Origin of the sequence: Pseudomonas sp. EL_65y_Pfl1_R83 (genome assembly GCF_963970695.1) — a bacterium.
GTDB lineage: Bacteria > Pseudomonadota > Gammaproteobacteria > Pseudomonadales > Pseudomonadaceae > Aquipseudomonas > Aquipseudomonas tritici.
Genome location: NZ_CAXAQI010000020.1, coordinates 1 through 22,396 on the forward strand (window position 1 = coordinate 1; position 22,396 = coordinate 22,396).

Annotated in this window: 19 protein-coding genes and 2 pseudogenes; 9 read left to right on the plus strand and 12 right to left on the minus strand. The window is 56.2% G+C overall.

Annotated elements, in window-relative coordinates; all coding sequences use genetic code 11:
• Positions 1 to 253: transposase domain-containing protein (locus AACY08_RS23690; RefSeq protein WP_339471645.1), on the minus strand; the 253-nt coding region annotated here is incomplete at its 3' end.
• 258 nt (positions 254 to 511) lie between these two features.
• Between AACY08_RS23690 and AACY08_RS23695 the strand changes: the two genes are divergently transcribed.
• The 8 genes and pseudogenes from AACY08_RS23695 (at position 512) to AACY08_RS23730 (ending at position 13,129) form a co-directional block, all read left to right on the plus strand.
• Positions 512 to 1,288, plus strand: coding sequence for a LexA family transcriptional regulator (locus tag AACY08_RS23695; RefSeq protein ID WP_339416946.1), 777 nt, complete (start codon positions 512 to 514; stop codon positions 1,286 to 1,288).
• 359 nt (positions 1,289 to 1,647) lie between these two features.
• A pseudogene (locus tag AACY08_RS23700) lies at positions 1,648 to 2,887 on the plus strand (tyrosine-type recombinase/integrase).
• Between the two features lie 989 nt (positions 2,888 to 3,876).
• A pseudogene (locus AACY08_RS23705) lies at positions 3,877 to 3,954 on the plus strand (integrase); the annotation flags it as partial.
• A 188-nt stretch (positions 3,955 to 4,142) separates the two neighbouring features.
• Complete coding sequence (locus AACY08_RS23710) at positions 4,143 to 6,641, plus strand: type I restriction-modification system subunit M (RefSeq protein ID WP_339471646.1); 2,499 nt, start codon at positions 4,143 to 4,145, stop codon at positions 6,639 to 6,641.
• Positions 6,634 to 7,959, plus strand: a complete 1,326-nt coding sequence (locus tag AACY08_RS23715) for a restriction endonuclease subunit S (RefSeq protein WP_339471647.1) — start codon at positions 6,634 to 6,636, stop codon at positions 7,957 to 7,959. Before AACY08_RS23710 ends, AACY08_RS23715 begins: the two co-directional genes overlap by 8 nt.
• Positions 7,956 to 8,993 (plus strand): PDDEXK nuclease domain-containing protein, encoded by a 1,038-nt coding sequence (locus AACY08_RS23720; RefSeq protein WP_339471648.1) that lies wholly within the window; start codon positions 7,956 to 7,958, stop codon positions 8,991 to 8,993. The genes AACY08_RS23715 and AACY08_RS23720 overlap by 4 nt, the downstream gene beginning before the upstream one ends.
• A 99-nt stretch (positions 8,994 to 9,092) precedes the next feature.
• Positions 9,093 to 12,428, plus strand: coding sequence for a type I restriction endonuclease subunit R (locus tag AACY08_RS23725; protein ID WP_339471649.1), 3,336 nt, complete (start codon positions 9,093 to 9,095; stop codon positions 12,426 to 12,428).
• A 2-nt stretch (positions 12,429 to 12,430) separates the two neighbouring features.
• Positions 12,431 to 13,129, plus strand: coding sequence for a M48 family metallopeptidase (locus AACY08_RS23730; RefSeq protein WP_339471650.1), 699 nt, complete (start codon positions 12,431 to 12,433; stop codon positions 13,127 to 13,129).
• Between the two features lie 134 nt (positions 13,130 to 13,263).
• Here the strand turns inward: AACY08_RS23730 and AACY08_RS23735 are convergent, their stop codons facing one another.
• Together AACY08_RS23735 and AACY08_RS23740 are read right to left on the minus strand one after the other, a co-directional pair.
• A complete protein-coding gene (locus tag AACY08_RS23735; RefSeq protein ID WP_339471651.1) occupies positions 13,264 to 14,178 on the minus strand; it encodes a DUF4868 domain-containing protein in 915 nt (304 codons plus the stop codon).
• A gap of 2 nt (positions 14,179 to 14,180) precedes the next feature.
• Positions 14,181 to 14,762 carry a hypothetical protein gene (locus tag AACY08_RS23740; protein ID WP_339471652.1) on the minus strand — a complete coding sequence of 194 codons (582 nt, stop codon included), beginning with the start codon at positions 14,760 to 14,762 and terminating at the stop codon, positions 14,181 to 14,183.
• A 241-nt stretch (positions 14,763 to 15,003) separates the two neighbouring features.
• Between AACY08_RS23740 and AACY08_RS23745 the strand changes: the two genes are divergently transcribed.
• Positions 15,004 to 15,183, plus strand: coding sequence for a hypothetical protein (locus AACY08_RS23745; protein ID WP_339471653.1), 180 nt, complete (start codon positions 15,004 to 15,006; stop codon positions 15,181 to 15,183).
• A 155-nt stretch (positions 15,184 to 15,338) separates the two neighbouring features.
• Here AACY08_RS23745 and AACY08_RS23750 read toward each other — a convergent pair whose 3' ends face one another.
• From AACY08_RS23750 to AACY08_RS23790, 9 genes are all read right to left on the minus strand, one after another.
• Positions 15,339 to 15,575: a DUF6124 family protein gene (locus tag AACY08_RS23750; RefSeq protein ID WP_339471654.1), complete on the minus strand. Its 237-nt coding sequence runs from the start codon at positions 15,573 to 15,575 to the stop codon at positions 15,339 to 15,341.
• A gap of 336 nt (positions 15,576 to 15,911) precedes the next feature.
• Entirely contained in the window at positions 15,912 to 17,069 is a 1,158-nt protein-coding gene (locus tag AACY08_RS23755) for a glutathionylspermidine synthase family protein (protein WP_339471655.1), read from the minus strand.
• 12 nt (positions 17,070 to 17,081) lie between these two features.
• Entirely contained in the window at positions 17,082 to 17,792 is a 711-nt protein-coding gene (locus AACY08_RS23760; RefSeq protein WP_339471656.1) for a DUF1190 domain-containing protein, read from the minus strand.
• Between the two features lie 18 nt (positions 17,793 to 17,810).
• On the minus strand, positions 17,811 to 18,239 hold the full coding sequence (locus AACY08_RS23765; protein WP_065873700.1) for a DUF350 domain-containing protein: 429 nt from the start codon (positions 18,237 to 18,239) through the stop codon (positions 17,811 to 17,813).
• A 16-nt stretch (positions 18,240 to 18,255) separates the two neighbouring features.
• Entirely contained in the window at positions 18,256 to 18,930 is a 675-nt protein-coding gene (locus tag AACY08_RS23770) for a DUF2491 family protein (RefSeq protein ID WP_339471657.1), read from the minus strand.
• Entirely contained in the window at positions 18,917 to 19,951 is a 1,035-nt protein-coding gene (locus tag AACY08_RS23775; protein ID WP_339471658.1) for an ion channel, read from the minus strand. Before AACY08_RS23775 ends, AACY08_RS23770 begins: the two co-directional genes overlap by 14 nt.
• A gap of 72 nt (positions 19,952 to 20,023) precedes the next feature.
• The gene (locus AACY08_RS23780; RefSeq protein WP_339471659.1) at positions 20,024 to 20,584 is read right to left on the minus strand and encodes a rhomboid family intramembrane serine protease; all 561 of its coding nucleotides are present in this window, start codon (positions 20,582 to 20,584) and stop codon (positions 20,024 to 20,026) included.
• A 57-nt stretch (positions 20,585 to 20,641) separates the two neighbouring features.
• Positions 20,642 to 21,340: a PspA/IM30 family protein gene (locus AACY08_RS23785; protein WP_065881133.1), complete on the minus strand. Its 699-nt coding sequence runs from the start codon at positions 21,338 to 21,340 to the stop codon at positions 20,642 to 20,644.
• 17 nt (positions 21,341 to 21,357) lie between these two features.
• On the minus strand, positions 21,358 to 22,047 hold the full coding sequence (locus AACY08_RS23790; RefSeq protein ID WP_445261453.1) for a YjfI family protein: 690 nt from the start codon (positions 22,045 to 22,047) through the stop codon (positions 21,358 to 21,360).
• Positions 22,048 to 22,396 lie beyond the last annotated feature (349 nt).

The window sequence follows — 22,396 nt, forward strand, 5'->3', positions numbered from 1 at the left end:
CGGTTGCCAAGCCTTGGGCGCAGATGTTGAGCCGCCTCGCGACCTCGTGCACCGGTTCGTCGCGAAACAGCGCCATGCCAAGCACAAGCCAGAGCACTTGATCGGCAGGCAAACGACGGCGCCTGATGGTTGCCTGACTGGAGAGATTCAACGCAGATGCCACCCACTCAACGGGGATATTTTGAGTGAAGGTACTCAGGTCAGAAAAGTTGAAAAGGTCGCCGAGGTCGAGCAGGTGCTGCTGAACAGACATAAAAAATCCGATGCCAGATATCTGGCATCGGATTTTCTAGGAGCTTCGACGTGAGCTCAAATGCTTAAGTGAACAGCATTACGATCATTCGGGGCTTTTTTTGTGGGAAAAATTAAACGACAAGTTCAACTCTTTATAAGTAATGTTTAACTAGCGAGCGAATCCGAAGTATTGAGCTACAACTAAGCAAAAACCTACAGGCGCAACTCAACGCATGGTTTATTTGATCTGTAAATCCCGCCAGTAAACTCTGCGTTTATGAATACATCAGGTGATCGTTTAAAAGCGCTACTGCGGGAAGTTCATCTTTCCGCCTCCGACTTCGCCAAGAACCGTGGTGTCACGCCTCAACACGTGAACAACTGGTTCAAGCGCGGTGTACCCATGGGCCGACTCAACGAGATCGCAGAACTGCTGTGCATCTCCAGCCGTTGGTTGCGCACCGGCGAGGGCCCCAAACACCCACCGGCCAACTTCCTGCTGGAAGGCCCGGACACCCGAAAAGGACTGCCCTCGACCCGCGAAGGAAGCGGCAAATACCTCACAGGCCCCGCCTGCCCTCCAGAAAAAATCGACGTGGAGATCGACCTCCACCCCTCATTCACCTCCACCGAACGCATCCGCGTCTCCCTGCACACCCTCCAAACCCTCACCGTAAACCCCGACCGCGCCCTGGGTGCCTACATGGTCGACAACAGCATGATCGACATCATCCAACAAGGCGCCACCCTCGCCATCGACCGAGGCCGCACGCAACTCATCGACGGCGAAATCTACGCCGTTGAACACGACGGCATGCTGCGCATCAAATACCTCTACAACCGACCTGGCGGTGGTTTGCGCATGCGTAGCCACAATGCCAGTGAACACCCGGACGAATACCTCACGCACGAGCAACGCTTTGAACAGAACTTCCAGATTCTGGGGTGGGTGTTCTGGTGGTCCACCCTGAACAACCGCCGGCCCCCAGTGCCGCTGGATGAACACCTGTTGGGCTGGGAAGGCTCTAAATCGGAGCCGGAGGTGGGCATTTGAAATGAATGTGGGTATCATGCGCCGCACATTTGGCAGGGGGTGGCTTTGCGCTATCCACCCTGCTCGGCGATGCGGAGGAGTTCCCGCGGATGCCCCTACTATTCAGCCTGACGCAATGTGGGCTGAGCGATTTGAAGGCTGGTGAGGTTTGTCAAAAACAAGCTGAAGCAGTCCCCGAGAAGCCGGCCACAAGCCGGCTTTTTAATGTCTTTTTGAAAGCCATTCTTATCTACTGAAAACCGCTACAGCCTTGCTAGATTAAGGGTTTCAGCCTATTTTCGTTCCCGTGACTTCCGTTTTGATCCGAGGCGTTCCACACGTAAGTGGGGGAACAAGTGGGGGAACAGAGGGCGAAAAAAATGGGCAAACTGACCGCCAATCAAGTCAAAAATCTGGTTGAGGCTGGGACGTACGAAGACGGTCAAGGGCTTCGTCTTTTGGTGAAACCCTCAGGACGAAAAACCTGGGTGCTCCGCTTTCAATTGACCACTACACAGGGAGATGGGTCTGGGGAGCTACCCTCAGCTCGACCTGAAAAAAGCCCGCGCAGCCGCCTATGAAAATAAAGCCCAGATACTCAACGGCACAGACCCCTTAGCAAAACGACAGGCTGAGCAGGCCGCTCAACGAGAAGCTGAACGCCGAGAACAGGCACAGCTGATAACCTTCGAGAAATTGGCCACCGACTACCGAGATGCCCATGGCTCAAGCTGGTCGGAGAAATGGCGCAAGGGCTGGTTGAGGAAGCTCGTGCTCTATGCCTTCCCTACAATAGGGAAGCTGTCAGCTGATCAGATCGAGACCAAACATTTGATCAAGGCCCTGCAGCCACTCTGGTCGACCAAGACGCGGACGGCTGACGAAGTGCGTGGGCAAATCGAACAGATCCTGGATGCCGCCAGAGCCCGTGGCCTCAGGACCGGAGAGAATCCGGCACGCTGGCGCGGCCATCTCGAAAACCTGCTCAGCCGGCATGAGAAGAAGAAAGCTCGCAAACGCCAACATCATCCTGCATTGAAATGGCAGGACCTACCGACGCTCATGGACGACTTACGCAAGGACCCCAGTCACGTTTCTGTCGCAGCTCAGTTACTGATCCTAACCGGGGCTCGCTCGCATATGGTCCGATTCGCACGCTGGGATGAATTTGACTTGGAGTCGGGTCGATGGTCTCTGCCAGATGAGCGTATGAAAACACGGCAAGCGTTCGCGATTCCTTTGGCCCCAGAGGTGGTTTCACTTCTGAAGGGCCTTCCGAAAATCAATATTAGAAGTCCCTACGTTTTCCCCGGCCACGGCCAAAGCGGCGTGATGCACGCTAATGGCATTCGCAATCTGCTACATACACTGGGTTATGAGCACATCACTCGTCACGGCTTTCGCTCAACCTTCCGGGACTGGGCAGGTGAAAAGACGCCTTTCCCAAGAGATATCTGCGAGCTCGCACTGGCCCATGACGAGCGCGGGGAAACGGAAAGCGCATATTATCGATCAGACTTTTTTGATAAGCGACGGGAGCTGATGCACGCGTGGGCCATCTACGCTACATCTACACCTGAACACACGGATGAGAGCCAACGCGAAACATCGGGGGAATGATGAGGCGGCGACCGCTGAATGCGTCGGACCTTGGGGCGCAAAGGCGACAATCCCGCAACTGCGGCGAAACCAATATCGGTGTAGGACCACGAGGTCTCTGGTTACCGACTTTAAAAGCCGGGTCCCTTTAAGCAGGGATGCGTAGCCTCCCTGCTTAAAGGGACCTCACTTAAAAAATCTAAAGCCCACGCAACTGTCTGTGGCAAACCACAGATTTCCACCGGTGGATAATTTCATCCACAGCCGCTGAATCCCCGAAAAATCGAGCCTTGACCCAAATTATCCACCGGCGTAGAAAAGATCGGGCAAAGCGCTGTCATTGACAGCAACCCAGGTAGCCCGAACCTTTAAGGCTACGCCACACCGTGGTGGTTCTCCCAAAGTGCGATTAGCGTCCGGCGGCTCGCACGGTCACAGCAATGTGATGGATGCCTACTTCTACCAGAGTGCCCACTGCGGCAACTCATCCCCGTCATAGCTGCGCTGCAGCAACTCATCCGCTTGGCCATTTCATTGCGCCAACCTGCGCCCGTCTCTTTCTCCCGGAAAGAGACGGGCGCTCCTACCGCTGCTGCAGCCCAACTCGTACAAGGCTTTGCGGCATTCCCCCTCGTGACAATCGGCGTGACAAACACCGAAGTCACCAGCAACAGCGATGCAGATGATGGTGCCGCAGCCCACGGAATGGACTGCACCTGACTGACAGTCAGGCATGCCCCGGTCATCGCATCACTGCCTTCACCCGACTCAGGATCTCGCGGCGTTGGTCTCGTCAGCCAGTGCAGCCTCCACCCGCCCACTTCCTCGGAAGTGCTCAGGAGGCCAGATCATGAGATGCCCAAGCTCCCGGTTGTAAAGAGCCGCCAGTCCCGCGTTAGTGGACAACCCTCACAGGTCGCAGGGGCCTTGATCCCTGATAACACTCAACATTCGTGGCGGGATTACGTGGGGAAAGGCTTCAACGGTTTGGCTTCGCGAGGAGTTCGATCATGGCACTGCTAGGTAAACGCGACGGGCGCAATTTTGGCTATGGACGGCAACTGAGTTATGCCGGTCCGCAAGCGTTGTGAGACCTGTTTGGCGGCGGGCATTACGGGACGGTCATACGGCTTTGCCCGGCACTCCCATTTCCGGCGGCATAACCGCATCCAGTACTGTCAGACAGCTTGCGGAGGCATCCTGGGTTAGAATCCCGCCCATCATTTATATCCCTTGGGAATACGTCGCTCGCTGGGCGACGAAAAGGAAAACCGTAATGCCCCTCACGCTTCAGCAACTGGAACGTCACCTGTTCAAGGCCGCAGACATTCTGCGCGGCAAGATGGATGCCTCGGAGTTTAAGGAATACATTTTCGGCATGTTGTTCCTCAAACGCTGCTCTGATGTGTTCGAGGAGCGTTACGAGGAAGTCGTAGCGCAGGAAATCCAAGCGGGCAAGAGCCAGGCAGATGCCTTTGTTTCTGCCGAGAATCCGCGCTGGTACAAACGCGACGGTGGTTTCTGGGTTCCCAGCCCTTCGCGCTTCAAGCACTTGCTCAACGAGGCGCACATCAATGTCGGCAATCTGCTCAATAAGGCACTGGGTGGCATTGAGAAAAATAACACCTCCCTCGACGGGGTACTGGAGCACATAGACTTCACCCGCCAAGTCGGCCAGAACAAGATCTCCGACCTCAAGCTGCGTCAGCTCATCAGCCACTTCGGTCAGGTACGTCTGCGCAACTCTGACTTCGAGTTTCCCGACCTGCTCGGCGCAGCCTACGAATACCTGATCGGCGAGTTCGCCGACTCTGCCGGCAAGAAAGGAGGTGAATTCTACACACCACGCTCAGTGGTACGTTTGATGGTTCGTCTGCTCAAGCCAGCGCTGAAACACGACATCTATGACCCCTGCTGCGGCTCGGGCGGCATGCTGATCGCCGCCAAAGAGTTTATCGACGAGCATGGCGAGGATGGCCGTAAAGCCAACCTGTTCGGCCAGGAATTCAACGGAACCGTCTGGTCCATCGCCAAGATGAACATGCTGCTGCACGGCATCAGTACGGCTGACCTGCAAAACGATGACACTCTTAGCGATCCACGTCATTTGGAAGGCGGCGAACTGCTGCGCTTTGACCGCATTCTCACCAATCCGCCGTTCTCTATCAACTGGGGCCACACTGAGAAAGATGCCAATGGCCAGCCGGCCTGGAGTCCACAGCACCCTGAGCGATTCAATTACGGTCAGGTGCCATTGGGCTCCAAGAAGGCCGATTTGATGTTCCTACAGCACATGCTCGGCGTCTGCCGCGACGAAGGTATGATCGCCACAGTTTTGCCCCATGGAGTGCTGTTCCGCGGGGGAGAGGAGAAAGGCATCCGCGCTGGCATCATCGAGGACGACCTGCTCGAGGCAGTAATCGGCCTACCGGCCAACCTGTTCTACGGCACCGGCATCCCCGCCTGTATCCTGATCCTGCGCCAACAGAAGCAGGACGGTGCCAATCGCGTCAGCGGCAAGCCAGCCGAGCGCCAGGGCAAAGTGCTATTTATCAATGCCGACCGGGAGTACTTCGAGGGTCGCGCGCAGAACTTCTTGCTGCCAGAACATATCGAGAAAATTGCCACCGCCTTTGATGAATTCCGCAAGATCGACGGCCTGTCCGATATCGTTGCCATCACCACCCTGCGCGATAACAGCTACAACCTGAATATCCGCCGCTATGTGGACAACGCCCCAACGCCCGAGTCCCACGACGTGCGCGCCCATCTGCTTGGAGGCATCCCAAAGTCCGAAGTGACGGCCAAAGCCGGCCTGTTCCAGGCCCACGGCCTTGACCCGCAGGACTTGTTCGTCATCCGTGACGAGCGCTATTTCGACTTCCGCCCAGAACTGAACAACCGCCAAGCGCTCAAGCCAGCCATCGAGGGCAATGTCGGCCTGCAGGCCAAAGAAACCAAAATTCGCGACGCCTTTGAAAGCTGGTGGAAAGAGCACAGCCCGCGCATCATCGCCCTGGCTGGACAGATGGACAACAGCAATAGCCTAGTCAGCCTGCGTAACGAGCTGCTACAGAGTTTCAGTCAGTCACTGGAAAGCATTGGCCTACTCGACCCCTTTCAGGTACGCGGCATCGTTGCCGGTTTCTGGTACCAGAGCAAATACGACTTCCTCACCCTAATGGCGCGCGGTGCCAAGGGTGTGGCCGATGCCTGGCGAACCAGTATTGTCACAGCCCTGGAAGACAAAGCCAGCAAGGACAGCCCACTGGAACATAAGCTCGTTAAGTTTCTACTCAGCGACTTTGTGATCGAGCTGGCCGAGCTAGAAGCTAAAAAGGCCGAACTGGAAAGCCAGCTCAAGGCAGCCGCACCAGCCAAGAGCGAGGATGGCGAACAGTCTGAAGGTGAAAGCGAAGAAACCGAAGGCGATGAAGAAGACACCGCCGACGAGGCCCAGGTTAAAGCGTGGAAGGCCGAACTGACTAAGGTTAAAAAACAGCTCAAGATCAAAAAGGAAAGCTTTACCAGCCATCTGAATCAAGCCGTTGATGGCCTGACTCCAGAAACCGCTGCCGAGCTGCTGCTGACCATCCTGCACAACGACATGGAGGCTATTGTTGAGCGCTACATCGCTGTCCGGCGCAGACAAATAGTCGCCGCCTTCTGCAACTGGTGGGACAAATACCGGGTGACGCTGACCGAGATCGAACACAAGCGCGACGCAGCTACACAGGCGTTACACGGATTTCTGCGGGAGCTGGGTTATGTCTGAAGAAGTCTCTTGGGCCAACCGGACCATTCGAGAGTGTCTGGCGGAGAGCTTCGCCGGGGAGTGGGGAACTGAGCCACTTCCAGGTAATGCCCGCGTACTACGCGCTACAGATATTGACGATGACGGCCACCTTATCAGCTCTGGAGCTCTACGCCGCCTTTCATTGAACAAGCTGAACTCTCGGAGGCTAAAGGATGGTGACATCCTACTTGAAGGCTCCGGCGGTGGACCTGACAAGCCAGTAGGTCGAGTAGCGTTCTTCAATGCAGCGCAACACCACGATCCAGCTGTATGCTCGAATTTTTTCAAAACCCTGCGCCCTAATCAGAGCGTGATAGAGCCGAAGTTCTTGTGGCGAATGCTGATGTGGCTTTACCGTCAGCCGATAATATTAACGCTCCAGCAGCAAACTACTGGCATCATCAACCTCAAGTTCGAAGAATATCTAAACGCTAACATCGAAATACCTACTAATTTGGGTGAGCAGCGTTCCATCGCAAAAATCCTAGATACCCTCGACACGTCTATCCGCGAAGCCGAGAAAATCATCGACAAGCTTAAGGCGGTCAAGCAGAGCCTACTGCACGACCTCCTGACCCGTGGCATAGACGCCAATGGCGAACTGCGCCCACCCCAAAGCGAAGCGCCACAGCTCTACAAGGAGTCGCAGTTAGGGTGGACTCCAAAAGAATGGAGATGCGAGACGCTCAATAGCACAATTGAAGGCTCCCCAAGAAACGGTATCTACAAGCCTGCTAGTCATATCGGCTCGGGGGTTTTGCTCGTCGGGCAAACCGCTTTCACTTCGGAAGGGTCGGTCGACTTCACCCAAGCCAGACGAGCTCGCGTGTCAGATGTCGAGTGCGACGTTTTTGGTCTGCGAGAGAATGACTTGTTGGTATCTAGGGTATTCGCGACACGGGAGGGTGTCGGCCAACCGGTTATCGTTCCGAAGCTACTGAGCGCGGCAGTTTACGAGTCCAACATGATGCGACTTCGGGTCAAGCAACAGGTGATGTTACCGCATCTACTATTTCATTGGCTGAAGCACCCGACCGCTCGCGCTTGGATCATGTCGCGCGCTTTCGCGTCCAATCAAGCCAGCATTAATCGCGAAACGATTTGCAGCGTGCCGGTACCGTTGCCATCTATCAGTGAACAAAGAACTATCTTGGCTGTAGTAATGAGTCATGACTCTCGGCTTCGTGATGAGATGCACAGCCTAACGAAGCTGCAGATATTGAAATACGGTCTAATGGACGACCTCCTTACCGGTCGCGTACGCGTCACGCCCCTACTCGAAGGCGCGATTCCATGACCGACTCACGCCCCATCTCGCTAATCGACCCACCCGGTGGCTATACCGATTGGCTGGCCGAACTGAAAACCCGCATTCACCACGTCCAGCAGCGTGCAGTGCAGGCAGTCAACCGCGAGTTGGTGCTGCTCTACTGGCAGATCGGCCGCGATATCCTTGAGCGTCAAAGTCGCGAGGGTTGGGGTGCCAAGGTCATCGAGCGACTGGCTCACGACCTGCGCACGGCCTTCCCCGATATGAAAGGCTTTTCCCGCGCTAACCTGATGTATATGCGCGCTTTTTCCGAGGCCTGGCCGGACGCTGAAATTGTCCAACAGGCTGTTGGACAATTGCCGTGGGGCCATAATTTGGTGCTGCTCGCCAAGCTGAAAGATTCGCAGCAACGGCTGGCCTATGCCCAAAGAGCCGTCGAATACGGATGGTCGCGCAGCGTGCTGGGCATGCACATCGAAACCCGCTTGCTGGAGCGCGAAGGTCAGGCACAAACTAACTTTGCTATGCAGCTGCCGGCTCCGAGCTCGGACCTGGCCCAGCAGACGCTGAAAGACCCCTATGTCTTCGACTTTCTCGATGTAAGCCGGGAGGCGAACCAGCGCGAAATCGAACACGCCCTAGTGCAGCATGTCACCCGTTTTTTGCTGGAGCTGGGCGCTGGGTTTGCCTTCGTTGGGCGGCAGGTGCCGTTGGAGGTAGGTGGCGACGACTTCTTCATTGATCTGCTGTTCTATCACCTCAAGCTGCGCTGCTACGTGGTCATCGAGCTGAAGGCCGACAAATTCAAGCCTGAGCATCTGGGCCAGTTGGGCTTCTACCTGACAGCCGTGGATGCGCAGATGAAGGGCCAACATGATTCCCCCTCTATTGGCCTACTGCTGTGCAAGAGCAAAAACAAGGTAGTGGCAGAGTACGCCCTGCGCGACAGCGCCAAACCCATGGGCGTCGCGGAGTATCAATTGATGGAGGCGCTGCCGGCTGAGCTGCAAACCACCCTGCCCAGCATCGAACAGATCGAGCAGGAACTGGCTGATAATTGAGTGTTTATGAACTGACATCAACCCGTATGGGCGCCAAGTAAATCTGATGGAGTCGGGTGAGATCGGATAGATTTCATCCATTGAAAATGGAGTAGTGAGATGGGCTGGGAATTGGACGACGTTGAGCAACCCTTTGTCGCACAGCTGCAAGGAATGGGCTGGACACACATCGAGGGCAATCTCGACATCCCGGCCGTGACGGGTCGCAACAACTTCGCCGAAGTCATTCAGGAAGCCCAACTGAGTGAACGCCTGCGGGCCATCAACCTGCGCGATAGCGAACCCTGGCTGGATGACGTGCGCATCGCCGAGGCCGTTGCAACGATCACCCGCCTTGGCACTGCCAAGCTAATGGAAGCCAACCAGAAGGCCACCGAGCTGCTGCTCAAGGGCATCACGGTGGACGGCCTTCCTGGTTGGGATGGCGGCCGTGGGCAGACGATCCAGTATATCGACTGGGAGACGCCGACCAACAACCGCTTCACCGTGATCAATCAGTATCGGGTGGACTGCCCGCCAGGCTACAACAGTGGTAAAAAATTCATCGTTCCCGATCTGGTGTTGCTGGTAAACGGCATTCCATTAGTAGTGGTGGAATGCAAGAGTCCATCCATCCCCGAGCCTCTGACAGATGCCGTGGACCAACTGCGCCGTTACAGCAACCAACGCAAGGCGGCCTTCGAAGTTGAGGACAACGAAGGCAACGAAGCGTTGTTCGCCAGCGTACAGTTACTGATCGCCAGCAGCTTCGACGAGGCGCGGGTCGGCTGCATCGGCTCCGGCTTCGCTCATTTCGCTCAGTGGAAAACAGTAGTCGGACCGGATGGCCAGGGCAGCGAACAGGAAGTAGCAAGCGGGCTGGGCAAATCCGTTTTGTCCGAGCAAGAGCGGCTGATTGCCGGACTGTTGCCCCCTGCGCACCTGCTAGATGTGTTGCGGCATTTCATGCTGTTTATGCAGGTCAGCGGGCAGACCATCAAGACCGTCTGCCGCTACCAGCAATACCGTGCTGTAAACCGTGCCATCACCCGACTGAAGACCGGCCAGACCCGCCACGAGCATGGCGAATACGACCAGCGCGGCGGTATCGTCTGGCACACCCAGGGTTCTGGCAAGAGCCTGACCATGGTGTTTCTGGTACGCAAGATGCGCACGGACACCCAACTACGTCGTTTCAAAGTCATCGTGGTGACCGACCGCAAAGACTTGCAGAACCAGTTGTCGGCAACTGCCACGCTGACTGGCGAACTGCCGGAAGTGGCTTCCAGCACCGAGGGTGTGAAGGCGCTGGCTCGGCGTCAGGGACCGGGACTGATCTTCGCCACTATCCAGAAGTACCGAAGCTCTGAACTGGAAGACGAAGCGCTGTCCGACGAGAAAGATCTGCCCGAAACGCCTGACGCAGGGCTCAAGGCCGCCGAAAGTCGCGGCGCCTACCAGGTCAGTAGGCCCATCGAAGTATTGAATAGCGACGAGAGCATTCTGGTGCTGGTGGACGAGGCGCATCGTACCCAGGCCGGCGACCTGCAGGCCAGCCTGATGGCTGGAATGCCAAATTGCGCACGCATCGGCTTCACCGGCACGCCGATCATCATGGGCGACAAGAAGCGCACCCATGAAATTTTCGGTGCATTCATCGACAAATACACGATCAAGGAAGCCGAAGCCGATGGTGCTACGGTGCCAGTGCTCTACGAAGGGCGCACAGCCCACGGCGCGGTCAAGGACGGTGCTAGCCTGGATGAGCTGTTCGAGGATCTCTTCCGCGAACACAGTAGCGAAGAGCTGGAGTTGATCAAGAAGAAATACGCCACCAAGGGCCATATCTTCGATGCCCCGGCGCTGATCGACGACAAGGCGCGTGACATCCTTCGACACTATGTCACGAATATCCTGCCCAACGGCTACAAAGCTCAGGTAGTGGCTTACAGTCGGCTGGCCGCCATTCGTTATTTCAGCGCCTTACAGAGCGCTCGTGACGAACTGCTGAGCGAGGCAGAAGCGCTGCCAGCCGCCGACAAGATGCTCGACGATGAAGCCCTGTGCCTGCGCCCACCCAAAGTGCAGGCACGCATCCAGGCCTGGCGTTACCGCGACACGCTACGTAGCCTGGAATTCGCCGCGATCATTTCCGGTAGCAACAACGACGACTCGTCGTGGAAAATCTGGACCGACGGCGGGAAGCACGAACAACTGATCAAACGTTTCAAGAAGCCGCTACGGCATGAACAGCTGGGCAAGGCTGATCCGCTAGCCTTCCTGATCGTAAAGTCGATGCTGCTGACCGGCTTCGACGCCCCCATTGAAGGCGTCATGTACCTGGACCGACCGATCAAGGAAGCTGAGCTTCTGCAGGCCATTGCCCGCGTGAACCGCACTGGCCATGGCAAGCGCTGCGGTATCGTGGTGGACTACTATGGCGTGGCCAACCACCTAAAAGAAGCCTTGGCGGCTTATGCCGACGAGGATATCGAGGGTGCGCTGGTCAGCATCAAGGACGAGGTGCCAATCCTGCGAGATCGCCATCTGCGAGTAGTGGACGTGCTGCGACGCCAGGGTGTCGAGTCGCTGGACGATACCGAAGTCTGCTTGGCCGCTCTCGATCAGGAGAAAGTGCGGGCAGAGTTCGCCGTCAAACTCAAGGCCTTCCTCGCGTCACTCGATACCATCTTGCCGCGCCCTGAGGGATTGCCCTTTATCAAGGACGCCAAACGTCTGGCCTATATCCACGCTCGCGCACGCAATCGTTACAAGGACCTGCCGGTGCTAGGCAAGGATATCGGGGCCAAAGTGCGCAAACTGATCGACGACCACGTCATATCACTGGGTGTCGATCCGAAAATTCCGCCCATTCAGCTGACCGATGCAGATTTCGAGAAGCAACTATCACGCAATGCCAACGACCGCGCCAAAGCCTCGGAAATGGAGCACGCCATTCGCTCGCACATCCGCAAGCATGCAGATGAAGACCCGGTACTGTTTCGCAAACTGTCCGAACGACTGAACGACATCCTCAAGTCGCTTGATGAGCAGTGGGACGCACTGGTCGCTCAGTTGCAGAAAATAATTTCCGACCTGCGTTCGGGACAGATCAACGATGACACTACTCAGACCGATCTTCCCGAGCATTACGCGCCCTTCCTGCGCACCGTATTGGAGGTTGTCTGTGCCGAAGCGACCCCTCAGCCGGCTGAACTGATACGGCTGAAAGATGTGACGGTGGAGTTGGTCGATATGCTGGTTGATGAACTGCAGAGCCACCGGGACATCTGGAGTCCTCGCAAGCGAGTAGCGCAGGAAGACCTCACCGGTCGACTGTTCGACCACCTGATGCTTTTGCGGCCGCAGCTTGTCGATGCCGACACCGCAGGAATACTAGCCGACCGGCTCCTGGATCAGGCTCGGGCCAGCCACGACAAGCTGATGCAGGTGTAAGCATGACGGCCAGCCTGACGGTAAACGATCTGTATCTGACGCTGCGTCGCAGTGCCCGACGCAAGACGCTACAGATCACCGTCGAACGTGACGGCACGTTGGTGCTCTCGGCACCGCCTGAGGCAGACGAAGAATCGTTGAGCCGATTCGTGCAGGAAAAGAGCTTTTGGATTTACTCTCGCCTGGCCGAGAAGGAACGCCTGCTGCGTGCCGTGCCTACCAAGGAATATGTGGATGGTGAAGGCTTCCTGTACCTCGGCCGCAGTTACAGGCTCAAGCTGGTCGACGAGCAGGACGTGCCCTTGAAACTGACGGGGGGACGCTTTTTGTTGCTGCGCAGCCAGCTGCCACAGGCAAGGGAGCACTTTATTCGCTGGTACAGCCTGCATGCCCGTAACTGGCTCGCCTTGCGGGCAAAGGAGTACCAAGGACGTATGGACGTTTCCCCCACCGGGGTGCGGGTGCAGGATCTTGGCTATCGCTGGGGATCATGCGGCAAAGGTGAAATCCTGTACTTCCACTGGAAGAGCATCCTTCTGCCCAAGCGCATCGCCGAATATGTCGTGGTCCATGAAATGGTCCATCTACACGAGCCGCACCACACCCCAGAGTTCTGGCTACGGCTCGAGCGCGCCATGCCCGATTACGCACAGCGCAAGGAATGGCTGGCGGAGCATGGGATTGAGGTGGAAGGGTTGTAAAAGTCGAGCTGAGTCAGGCCTCCAGCGCTGGTACGCGCTAAACGCCCCTCAGGGAATTGTTAAGCGGGCTTTTTTATAAGCTCGATTTCAATGGAAAGCCCGAACTGGTGGATTCGCTCGAGTTGTCGAAATGATCAAATTTGAATCGCGTCAGGCACGTCATAGATATTGCTGGTCACCTCACTCATTAAGCGATGATCCAACAGCACTTGTAAAATCGTTGGCGCAGTTGCACTGCAGACGATTATCTTGCCATTAGCTTGGTCGAAGTTCACCCCCCAATTCCTAAGCGCATTAACATTTTGCAAACTGCCCATAAATCCAGGATTTGAATATAAGGACTTTTGCTCGATGGTGGCCATGCGTCGCAGTTGCGTAGAGTTGGTGCCAATGTATTCGGCAAGCGGAGCGAGATCAGAAAACAAGTTAGAAAACTCGGCATTGGCTTGTAAGGCCTGAAAAGCTTGAGTGTAAGCTTCTTTATATTGCATTAATGACTCAAACGCGCGCTTGGCGCTGATCAACAACGTGTCAGCCGAGCAGTAGAAGTCAAAGTTCTTTTCTATCGAGAAGCTGTTGTTCTCAGCAGCGGAGAGTTCGCCGTTACTAAAGACCATATTGATAAATTTGTTGGGGTACGACGTTTTCCAAGATGCCGTGGAGCGTTTCACGGCATAAATGGTGTGACCATTATGAGAAAACTTGACCACGTAACCTTGCGCGCCCTTCAATTCTTCGACGGACTCCACAGCACACTCAGGTTCTGGGCGGTCTACTTGGACTTTTAACAAAGAAAAATTGGTCGCTAGTACTGGGGTGGCCAGGCAGCTATTTTCATTCGTTTGAGCGAGGTAAGAGTAAGGAGCGAACTCGGTGGTTCGATTGACTTCGTGGATCGCCACATCCTTAAGCAGGGTATTAACGTCATCGTCAGTTTGGACATAGGCGGTGTTGAACTTTCGACCAGTGGTGCTTCTCTTGAAAATCCATAAGTGCACCGTAGCATCGACATAGTTAAAATTTCTAAAATTATCAAAGTGCATTTGCATGGCTACTCCTTACAGATGTAGAAATCTTGGATGGTTTGAGCTTTGTAGCCCCCAGGAGGGAAGGTGCCTCTTTTTAGTATCCTTACCGTACGCGAAACCCCATTGATTTTAATATTGGCCTCATACAGACTCCAACCGAAAATCAACAAAAGCGGATTCATGATTATTTGCCCGGATTTGTAGGTGATGGCAAACATCCAAAGTAGAAACACTAAGAAGCCTAAAAGCTTTTCCGGTTCGGAATAGCTAATCCCCATAAATGAAACCACATAGGGAAATGTGTAATTGATAATTTCGTTAGGTACCGCTTTAACGGATACGACCTCAATGCGGTGCGGGAAGGCGATTCGCTTGAAAAGCTGATTTGCTAAAAATGCCGAACATACGGTTAACGCAACCAGTAAAATAGCAAGCACGGGATTTTTGAATGGAATGAGGGCGCAGGTCGGCGCCAGCAATTGGGGCAGCTTGCAAAGTGGGCGCGCCCACCACTCAAAGGGAATGTTTTGGATCGCGAGAATGATCGCTAGCGGCGTATAAGACCCAATGAAAATCAGGAACGCAGCGCTAAGCCTAAATTGCATAAAGGTACCTTTTGTTGAAGGTGCCTGGAATTTTGGCAACGTTTGCAATATTTTTTTGAACGCTTCCTTGCTCCATCATCCGCGATTCCCTTCAGTCGATGGCCAAAAGCTATCACGACCCGACTCCGTTTGCGCGGATTTTGTGACCGAAGGCAATTGCCAGCTAAATCCTCAAATCATTTGAGGTGGTCTCTTCCTTGTAGGTGGCCAGACGTGGTCATTCCGCTGAGGATTTTTTGAGGTGACGCTGAGGCAAGGCTTTTTAATGGCGTCGCCAATTCTCGATAACAAACAATTCGAACAATCGAAAAGCCAACAAAACTGGCCAAAAAAAGCCGGTCTTTTGCTGGAAAGAAAATCAGAAAATCGCCAAAAAGTGGGGGAACAAATGGGGGATCAGAGCGCTTTCCAAAACACCTAAATCATTGTTTTTCAAAAACATAGATCGATTAAAAGCTAACCACAAGCCGGCTTTTTAATGCCTGTAAAAATTACAAACCAATTGTCCAACAGCTGTTGGACAACTGGATAAGCAAAGGCGGGCCGCCTAGCGACCTGACCGATTATCAAGCCGCATCAGTTGGGCTGCATACACTCCACCGCCCGATCCGCCACCATCTTCGCCATCTCCACCAAATGCATCACCGCTCTATGCGGCGCACCCAGCGGTTCACCAAGCGCCTGCGACGTGGCCACTGCACACTGCAGTAACTCAGCCACACGCACCCAGGCATCCTCAAAGCTCAGTTCTTCATTAACGGTAAATGGGTGAGTCGCGCCCGATGATGGCGAATCCGAAACAACGTTATCCATAGCAAAACTCCTAGCAGTAAGTGAATACCACCGTCCTTTCGCGACTAAACGAGCAGAGGTGGCGGCTGTACGCAGGTTAGTCGACCGGCCGCTAGGCGCCGGCGCACCCGAAGGTGCCCTGCGCACAGCCACCATAAAGTGCAGGCGAGAAGACACCTGTCTTTGGGATGGCGCGTGCGCCTAGCGAGGTCTGGGCGACTAAACCCGATCACTGAATAGGCAGTGACCGCTCGCAGCCTAGTCACGCATTCCCGCTGGCGCAATGCACTTGGGATTCTCTCGGAAACGTCCTGCAAATGAAAGAGATCAACCCTGCTGGCCCTTTAAGCTCGGGCCTCAATCCAAGATCAAATGCGGCAAAAACCGACTCGAATCCTTGGTAATCAAACTATTATCCTCGCGCACCCCAATCCCCGCCGCCTGATCACCAATCACCCAAGACCCAATCAACGTATAGCTGTCCCCAAACTTCGGCAGCGGCGCAAACTCTTGAAGAATGAACGGCGCATCCGTATAGGGGCCATCCTCCTTCACAATCAGCCCGTCCGCCGTTTGCAGCTCGATGTTGGCCCCTTCCCGCGAGAAGAACGGCTTGCGCACCCAGCCCTTTGGCACGGCTTTACCCGGGTCGTTATCCAGGTGGGACGCCAGCAAATTCGGATGCCCTTTATTGAATTCCCACAACAGCGGCAGGATGCCTTTGTTGGAAATAATGGACTTCCAGGCCGGCTCGAAAAACTGCGTATCACTCTGGGCAATCGCCGAGCCGAAGGGCTCGTGGAAGATGAATTCCCAGGCGTGCAGTTTGAACAGGTGGGGGATCCAGCGGTCCTCGAGGTCGACGAAGCGGCCTTCGGCTGTCAGGCCGATGTCTTCGATGTCGATGTGGCGTGATTCGATGCCGACTTTCTCCGCGACGAGGCGCAGGTAGTCGGTGGTGCCTTTGTCTTCGATCGAGTCTTTCATCGAGGCGAAGTAGAAAGGTTGGTTGATCTGCAATTGGGCGAAGGCCTGGTGCAGTTTGGTGTCGATGCTGTTGAACTGATCGGCGTGCTTGGGCAGCAGGCCGCGTTCGATGCATTGTTCCAGCCAGCCCCACTGGAACGCCGCCGCTTCGTACAGGCTGGTGGGGGTGTCGTAGTTGAGTTCGAGCAGCTTGGCGGGCCCGGTGCCGTTGTAGGAGAAGTCCATGCGCCCGTACAGGTGCGGGTGACCTTCGAGCCATGAGGTTCGAATAATGTCGTAGAACGGCGCGGGGATGCTCAGGCGGTCCAGCAGTTCCTCGCTATGGACCACGCGCGCCACGAGGTCCATGCACATGTCATGGATCTCGGTGGTCGGGTCTTCGAGGTCTTGCTCGATTTGCTTGAGCGTGAACTGGTAGTACGCGCGCTCGTCCCAGTAGGGTTCGTCGTCGATGGTGTGGAACAGGAAGCCGAGGCTGTCGGCGGTCTGTTTCCAGTCATGACGCTCTGCGCAATGGATCTTCTTCATGGCCCGGTTTCCTTAACTGCTCGACCCGCCGCCGCCCCAGCCGCTGCGTGCGCTGGCCTTGCTGCCGAAGCCGCCACGGGAGGTGGCCGACGATACGGCACTGGACGCGCTGGAGGAGCGCAGCGTGTTCGAGTAATTGCTGCTGCCGTACCGCGCCTGATTCGAGCGGCCGAATGTCGCCCCGCTGGAGGCTCGCTGACTCAGCGTCGAGGAACCATAACTGCCGCGATCGTCGCGGTAGCGATACACCGGCTCGGAGCGGTAGCTGTTGCGGTTGTTGCTCAGCATGTTGCCGATCAGCAACCCCGTCAGCAGGCTGCTGGTGGAGAAGCCTGAGCCGCCGCTCGCTTGCGACTCGCCCGCTTGCGCCTTGGCCGCGTCAACCTGGGATTGTGTGACCTGGCCTTCGGCGGTCAGTTCGAAACCGCCCAGCTTGGGGATGAACTTGCCGGTGGAGTCTTGCTGGCACCAGTCGGCGACAAAGTCGGCGTCGCAGTCGGCCTGGCTGTCGTACACCGGAGCAATGCGGCGGTGCTCGACCATGGCCTTCATGTAGGCGTCCGAGCAGACGTCCACCGGTAGCTTTTCATCGGCGCACTGCTGAACAGACTGGAAGTTGTACTTCTTCTGCAACTCGTAGGTTTTTTCCGTCGGCCCACAGCCGGATATCGCCATGGCGACCGACGCTGCCAGCGAAAGCTGGACGTACTTGCTTCGTTTCATCGGGAGCTCCGTGCGCAATCAGTTCTGGGAAGGCGTCATGCAGGCGGCATTCAACATGCCGACGCTGATGGCCACGGCTGCCACGTAGATACCGGCCGCGAGTTCACCTTTTTTGATGCGTTCGGAAGTGCCTTTGAGTACCAGGCTGGTCACCAGAAACGCCAACAGTTGGACGAGGGCGGCGATCACGGCCCAAACGACAAAGTCGAGGAGGCTGATCGAGAAGGCAATCACATTGCTGGCCGGAATCGCGAAACCGATGATGGCACCGCCCAGCGCGACCGCAGCCGATACGTTGCCCGCACGGATCAGTTCGAATTCCTTGTGCGGGGTGACGCGGGTGTAGATGAACTGGAACAGCGCGAACAGCACGGCGGCACCCAGGATGTAGGTGACAAACCCGAACACGGCGGGTTTATTCAGCGAGATGGACAGAGCTTCTAGCATGGATTTCTTCCTTTTTTCAGAGCGTATTCAGGTCGGTTGTGTACAGCGAAATGCCCAGCGAGGTGCTCAGGCTGACGGTGCCTTCAGCGTCTTCTTCAACGGAAAACAGCAGGAACTCCCGGCGATCGGTCAGGCCGGTATCGCGGGCGTACAACATCGAACGGTGCTCGACGGTGTAGGCACTCTCCGGATTGATCACCTGCTCGCTCATTGCCACTAACTCTGTCTGGCCCTCTTCGCTGCCCCACACGCGGCTGTATTCGACGCCGTTGTGCGTGTAGGTCGCCAGCCCGATCAGGCTCTGTGGACCTGCCAGCCGACGCAGTTCCGCCTCACTGCTGAGGGTGACGTAACTCAGGTAGTTGAACAGGATCACCGACTCGACCTGCCCGGCGATGTCACCCGTAGTGTGCACCTGCAGCCAGTAATCTTCGTCGTTCATGTAATAGCGCGACAGCCAGGTCGACTGCCCGAGGTCCACGGTGCCGTTGCTCCAGATTTCCTGGGAACCGGGGATGACCACGCTGGTTTTATCATCGAGCAACAATCGCAGGGTTGCGTCGAAGATCACGCCTTTACCCGGCGCCAGGCCCAGCGGGCCAGTGGTCGGCAGGGCTACGCTGGCTGTGCGGTTCGACGCGGCATTCGCGTTCGGGGCCTCAAGCCCCATCAACTGTTTAAGCCATCCCATTGGAGATTTCCTTGAGGCGTGTAGAGGCGATGTAAAAGAGTTCGCCGCCTTCAACGCGCGTGGCGCTGGGCGGGTTGATCGACGGTTGTTGGGCACCTTTGGCGCGGTAGCCGATGAGGGTGGCGTTGTGGTGTTCCTTCATCTGCGCGTACAGGTCGCCGAACGTTGCTTCAAAGGCCTCGGGCAATTTCATCAGGTATTGGGTGGCGCCTTGGCCCACGCACAGCAGCTCATTAATGACCACTGACGAGCCCGGATCCTGGGAGGCGCGCACCAACATCTCAATCGCCATGCTGGAGGTGCATTCCAGGCTGGGGGCGTAGGAGCTGGCGAGTGCGGCAATTTCACTTTCGTTGAAGTGCGCGACCACATGCCCCACAGGATTCAATTGATTCACCGCCAGCACAGTGGCCAGCGTCAAGTCGTCAGACGAGGTTCGCACCAGCACACGCTCGGCACCGGGCACGCCTGCGCGCAGCAGTAACGCGGTGGAGGACAGGCTTTCGCCGCGGATGAATGCCGCTTTGCCGGGCATCGGGTTTTCTTCGAGGGTGCAATCGCAGATGACGATCAGGTTGTCGTTCGAGGTTTCGTCTTGCAGCAACAACTCAATGACCCGCTCGCTGGATGCGCCTTCCCAGCCAATGAGCACCGTATGGTCGACCTTGCCCGTGAAATCGCCTTTACCCTTCATGCCTTTTCTCCATGCATCGATGACACTGCTGGTGGTTTTGCCGATGGCTGCCGTCAACAGCGCAATGCCCCCGAGCATGACCCAGGTGGCCACGAAAATTCGTCCCGCCGAGGTCTGCGGCGCGAGATCGCCGTAGCCGACGGTGAGTGTGGTGGTGAGATAGAAGTAAATAAACGTGGCGGGAGCGGTGAGGTGCTGTTCGCCCAGAAACACCAGGCCCAGATAAGCCGTGCTCAGGTGGACGCCCAGGGCAATGACCAGACCTGCCCAGCCGAAGCGGTGAAAGAGGGAGGACGCGTACAGGCGCAGCAATAGAAAAATCGACATGTTGTCCCTGATTCCCTGGGTACTTGATTCCGGATGAGGTCAGCGCCTCGGCGTCTGGAGGCTCAAGTGCGTTCACCGCGCATTAAACCTGCTGCGCGGCGCAGAGAGAAGTATCTTGGCTGCAATAAATCCAGCGAACGCACCAAACAGGTGACCTTCGAAGGACACCCCCTGACGCGGCAGGAAGCCAAAAATCAGCCCGCCATACAGCAGAGCGACAACGCCGGCGATTATCAGGTTGCTCCAGCTCCGATGAAACCAGGCGCGAGACAGGAGGTAGGCCCACAGCCCGAATACCCAGCCGCTGGCACCCACGTGTACGCCTGCAAAACCGAACAGCCAGACCAACAAGCCGCCCAGCAGGATAATGATTGCGCTGACGCTGATGAACCGATTGAAACCTTCGAGGATGACCAGGGTGCCCAGTATCAAAAAGGCGATCAGGTTCGCACTCAGGTGAGCAAAGGACGCGTGCAAAAAGGGTGAGGTAAGAATGCCCGGCAGCCCGTACAGCGTTCTTGGGACCAGGCCGAATGCCATCAGGCTGTAACCGGTGGCTGCATTGAGTAGTTGCAGCGCGACCATCAAGAGGGCGAGGCCTGCAATTATCTTGAAACCCTTCAGGGCATCCATCCTGACCTCGATATAAAAAAGGAAGGGCAGACCATGCCCTTCCTGTTGCCGCGTTGCTTACTCGGCCGACTTTTGCTTCAGACGTTCCAGAATCGCATTGGCGCTGCCTTCGTTCGGCGTGATGCCGGCGTCGCGCAATTTGCGCTCCAGGTCGGTACCCGTCGAGGCGTCAGCCAGTTCGTCCTGGGCTTGCAGCTCAGCGGCGCGTTGCTGCTGCTTGGCTTGCAAGCGATTCAGCGTACCGACGGCGGTTTCCAGCTTGCCGTTGGCACCGCCACTGGCGATGGACGCGCTGACCTGGGCCTTCTGTACGCTGTCGCGCGCCTTGGCCATGTCCACTTGCTGACGCAGGCTTTTAATCCGGCTTTCAGCCTTGGTGATGTCCTTGCGCATGCTTTCAGCGTACCCACCGAACTCGGCGGCCTGCTTTTGCTCGACATCCAGTTCGTTGGTCAGGGTCGAAATGGCCTCGGCCACTTCCAGCGCCAGGTCTTCACGGTTGGCCTGGATAGCGGCCATCGCCTTGGACTCCAGATCCTTGATCTTGGCGTTGTATTCGCCGACGCGATCATTCGCCAGTTTGTGCTTGGCCATGATGCTGACCAGCTCACGCTTGGCATTAGCCAGCGCGCTGTCGGCGTCGCGAATTTCCTGGTCGAGGATGCGCAGGGCTTGTTGATCGACAATCGATTCGCCGACTTCGTTGGCACCGCCACGCAGCGCGGTGAACAATTTGCTCCAGATGGACTGAGTCATTGGATATTCCCTACTAATTAGTTGAAGAAGCGTTCAAAGGCTTCGCTCGCGCGCTGCACGTTATCGACGAGGGTTTTTACCTCGGTCACGATGTTCGTCAAGCTGGAGTCGGAGCTCAACGCGCCGAACATGTTGTAAATAACTTGCCCGTTCGGCATGGATTCGATGCCGATCGAGGACAGCGGGAACATCTCCCGGCTGCGCAGCACGGCGTCATTGAAGGCAGGTACGTCGTTGATGGACTCGACGTCGACCAGAACGGTGTCGACGATGATCTGCTCGCCGACCACCGCGATGTAAATCGGCAGGCCACCGAAGTCGTTCATTTCCAGCTTGATGCTGGACTCGGAGCCTTGAACCAGAGAAAGCGTAATGTCGTTGGAAACCACGTCGTCCAGGGCCTGAAGTGCACTGAAGAGGCGATCGATGTTCCAGTTGGTACCTGCGCTCATGTAATTCTCCGACATGAATGAGCCAGCCAGAATCGGCTGGCGAAGCTGTTTCTCCATCTGCTTGAGCAGGCTTCGATTTTCGGGAAGCACCCAAGTCTCGTGTTTCACATAACCGGCGGCCGCCAGGCCCGCGCGCATCTGCTTCATATAAAAGCTCGACGGCTTTTTCGCAGGCGATTTCAAGCGCTCTCCCTTGCGGCTTGCTGAATCTGTATCGGGCCCAGCCGGCGGGCTCGATGGAGAGCTGCTTTTCATGGTACTGACCTCGTTGTGAAAAACTCACGCGTGAGAAACACTACAGGCAATCTCGACCATGCTCAAGAGCTCACGCGTGAGATTTTTGCGTTACGTTTTTCGGCCATCAAAAAGCGTCGACGAGCGATAGGCGCTCCCTAGGAAACGTCCTGCACGTAACAAAGATCAGCCCTGCTGGCCTTTGAAGATCACTTCCCACTCACTCCCGTGTTCCCCCCACCCACCTGTGTTCCCAGGTGACACCCTGCAACCTTACCCCCATCGCATAAACATCAAATGAAACGTCCTACACGCATATCTAAATGAACCGTTTAAACGCCAATTACCCGACTCCCCTCGCCGCTGGCCC

Coding starts and splice junctions, on each gene's coding strand:
- AACY08_RS23695 (WP_339416946.1), top strand. CDS start 512: ATGAATACATCAGGTGATCGTTTAAAAGCGCTACTGCGGGAAGTTCAT.
- AACY08_RS23710 (WP_339471646.1), top strand. CDS start 4,143: ATGCCCCTCACGCTTCAGCAACTGGAACGTCACCTGTTCAAGGCCGCA.
- AACY08_RS23715 (WP_339471647.1), top strand. CDS start 6,634: ATGTCTGAAGAAGTCTCTTGGGCCAACCGGACCATTCGAGAGTGTCTG.
- AACY08_RS23720 (WP_339471648.1), top strand. CDS start 7,956: ATGACCGACTCACGCCCCATCTCGCTAATCGACCCACCCGGTGGCTAT.
- AACY08_RS23725 (WP_339471649.1), top strand. CDS start 9,093: ATGGGCTGGGAATTGGACGACGTTGAGCAACCCTTTGTCGCACAGCTG.
- AACY08_RS23730 (WP_339471650.1), top strand. CDS start 12,431: ATGACGGCCAGCCTGACGGTAAACGATCTGTATCTGACGCTGCGTCGC.
- AACY08_RS23735 (WP_339471651.1), bottom strand. CDS start 14,178: ATGCAAATGCACTTTGATAATTTTAGAAATTTTAACTATGTCGATGCT.
- AACY08_RS23740 (WP_339471652.1), bottom strand. CDS start 14,762: ATGCAATTTAGGCTTAGCGCTGCGTTCCTGATTTTCATTGGGTCTTAT.
- AACY08_RS23750 (WP_339471654.1), bottom strand. CDS start 15,575: ATGGATAACGTTGTTTCGGATTCGCCATCATCGGGCGCGACTCACCCA.
- AACY08_RS23755 (WP_339471655.1), bottom strand. CDS start 17,069: ATGAAGAAGATCCATTGCGCAGAGCGTCATGACTGGAAACAGACCGCC.
- AACY08_RS23760 (WP_339471656.1), bottom strand. CDS start 17,792: ATGAAACGAAGCAAGTACGTCCAGCTTTCGCTGGCAGCGTCGGTCGCC.
- AACY08_RS23765 (WP_065873700.1), bottom strand. CDS start 18,239: ATGCTAGAAGCTCTGTCCATCTCGCTGAATAAACCCGCCGTGTTCGGG.
- AACY08_RS23770 (WP_339471657.1), bottom strand. CDS start 18,930: ATGGGATGGCTTAAACAGTTGATGGGGCTTGAGGCCCCGAACGCGAAT.
- AACY08_RS23775 (WP_339471658.1), bottom strand. CDS start 19,951: ATGTCGATTTTTCTATTGCTGCGCCTGTACGCGTCCTCCCTCTTTCAC.
- AACY08_RS23780 (WP_339471659.1), bottom strand. CDS start 20,584: ATGGATGCCCTGAAGGGTTTCAAGATAATTGCAGGCCTCGCCCTCTTG.
- AACY08_RS23785 (WP_065881133.1), bottom strand. CDS start 21,340: ATGACTCAGTCCATCTGGAGCAAATTGTTCACCGCGCTGCGTGGCGGT.
- AACY08_RS23790 (WP_445261453.1), bottom strand. CDS start 22,047: ATGAAAAGCAGCTCTCCATCGAGCCCGCCGGCTGGGCCCGATACAGAT.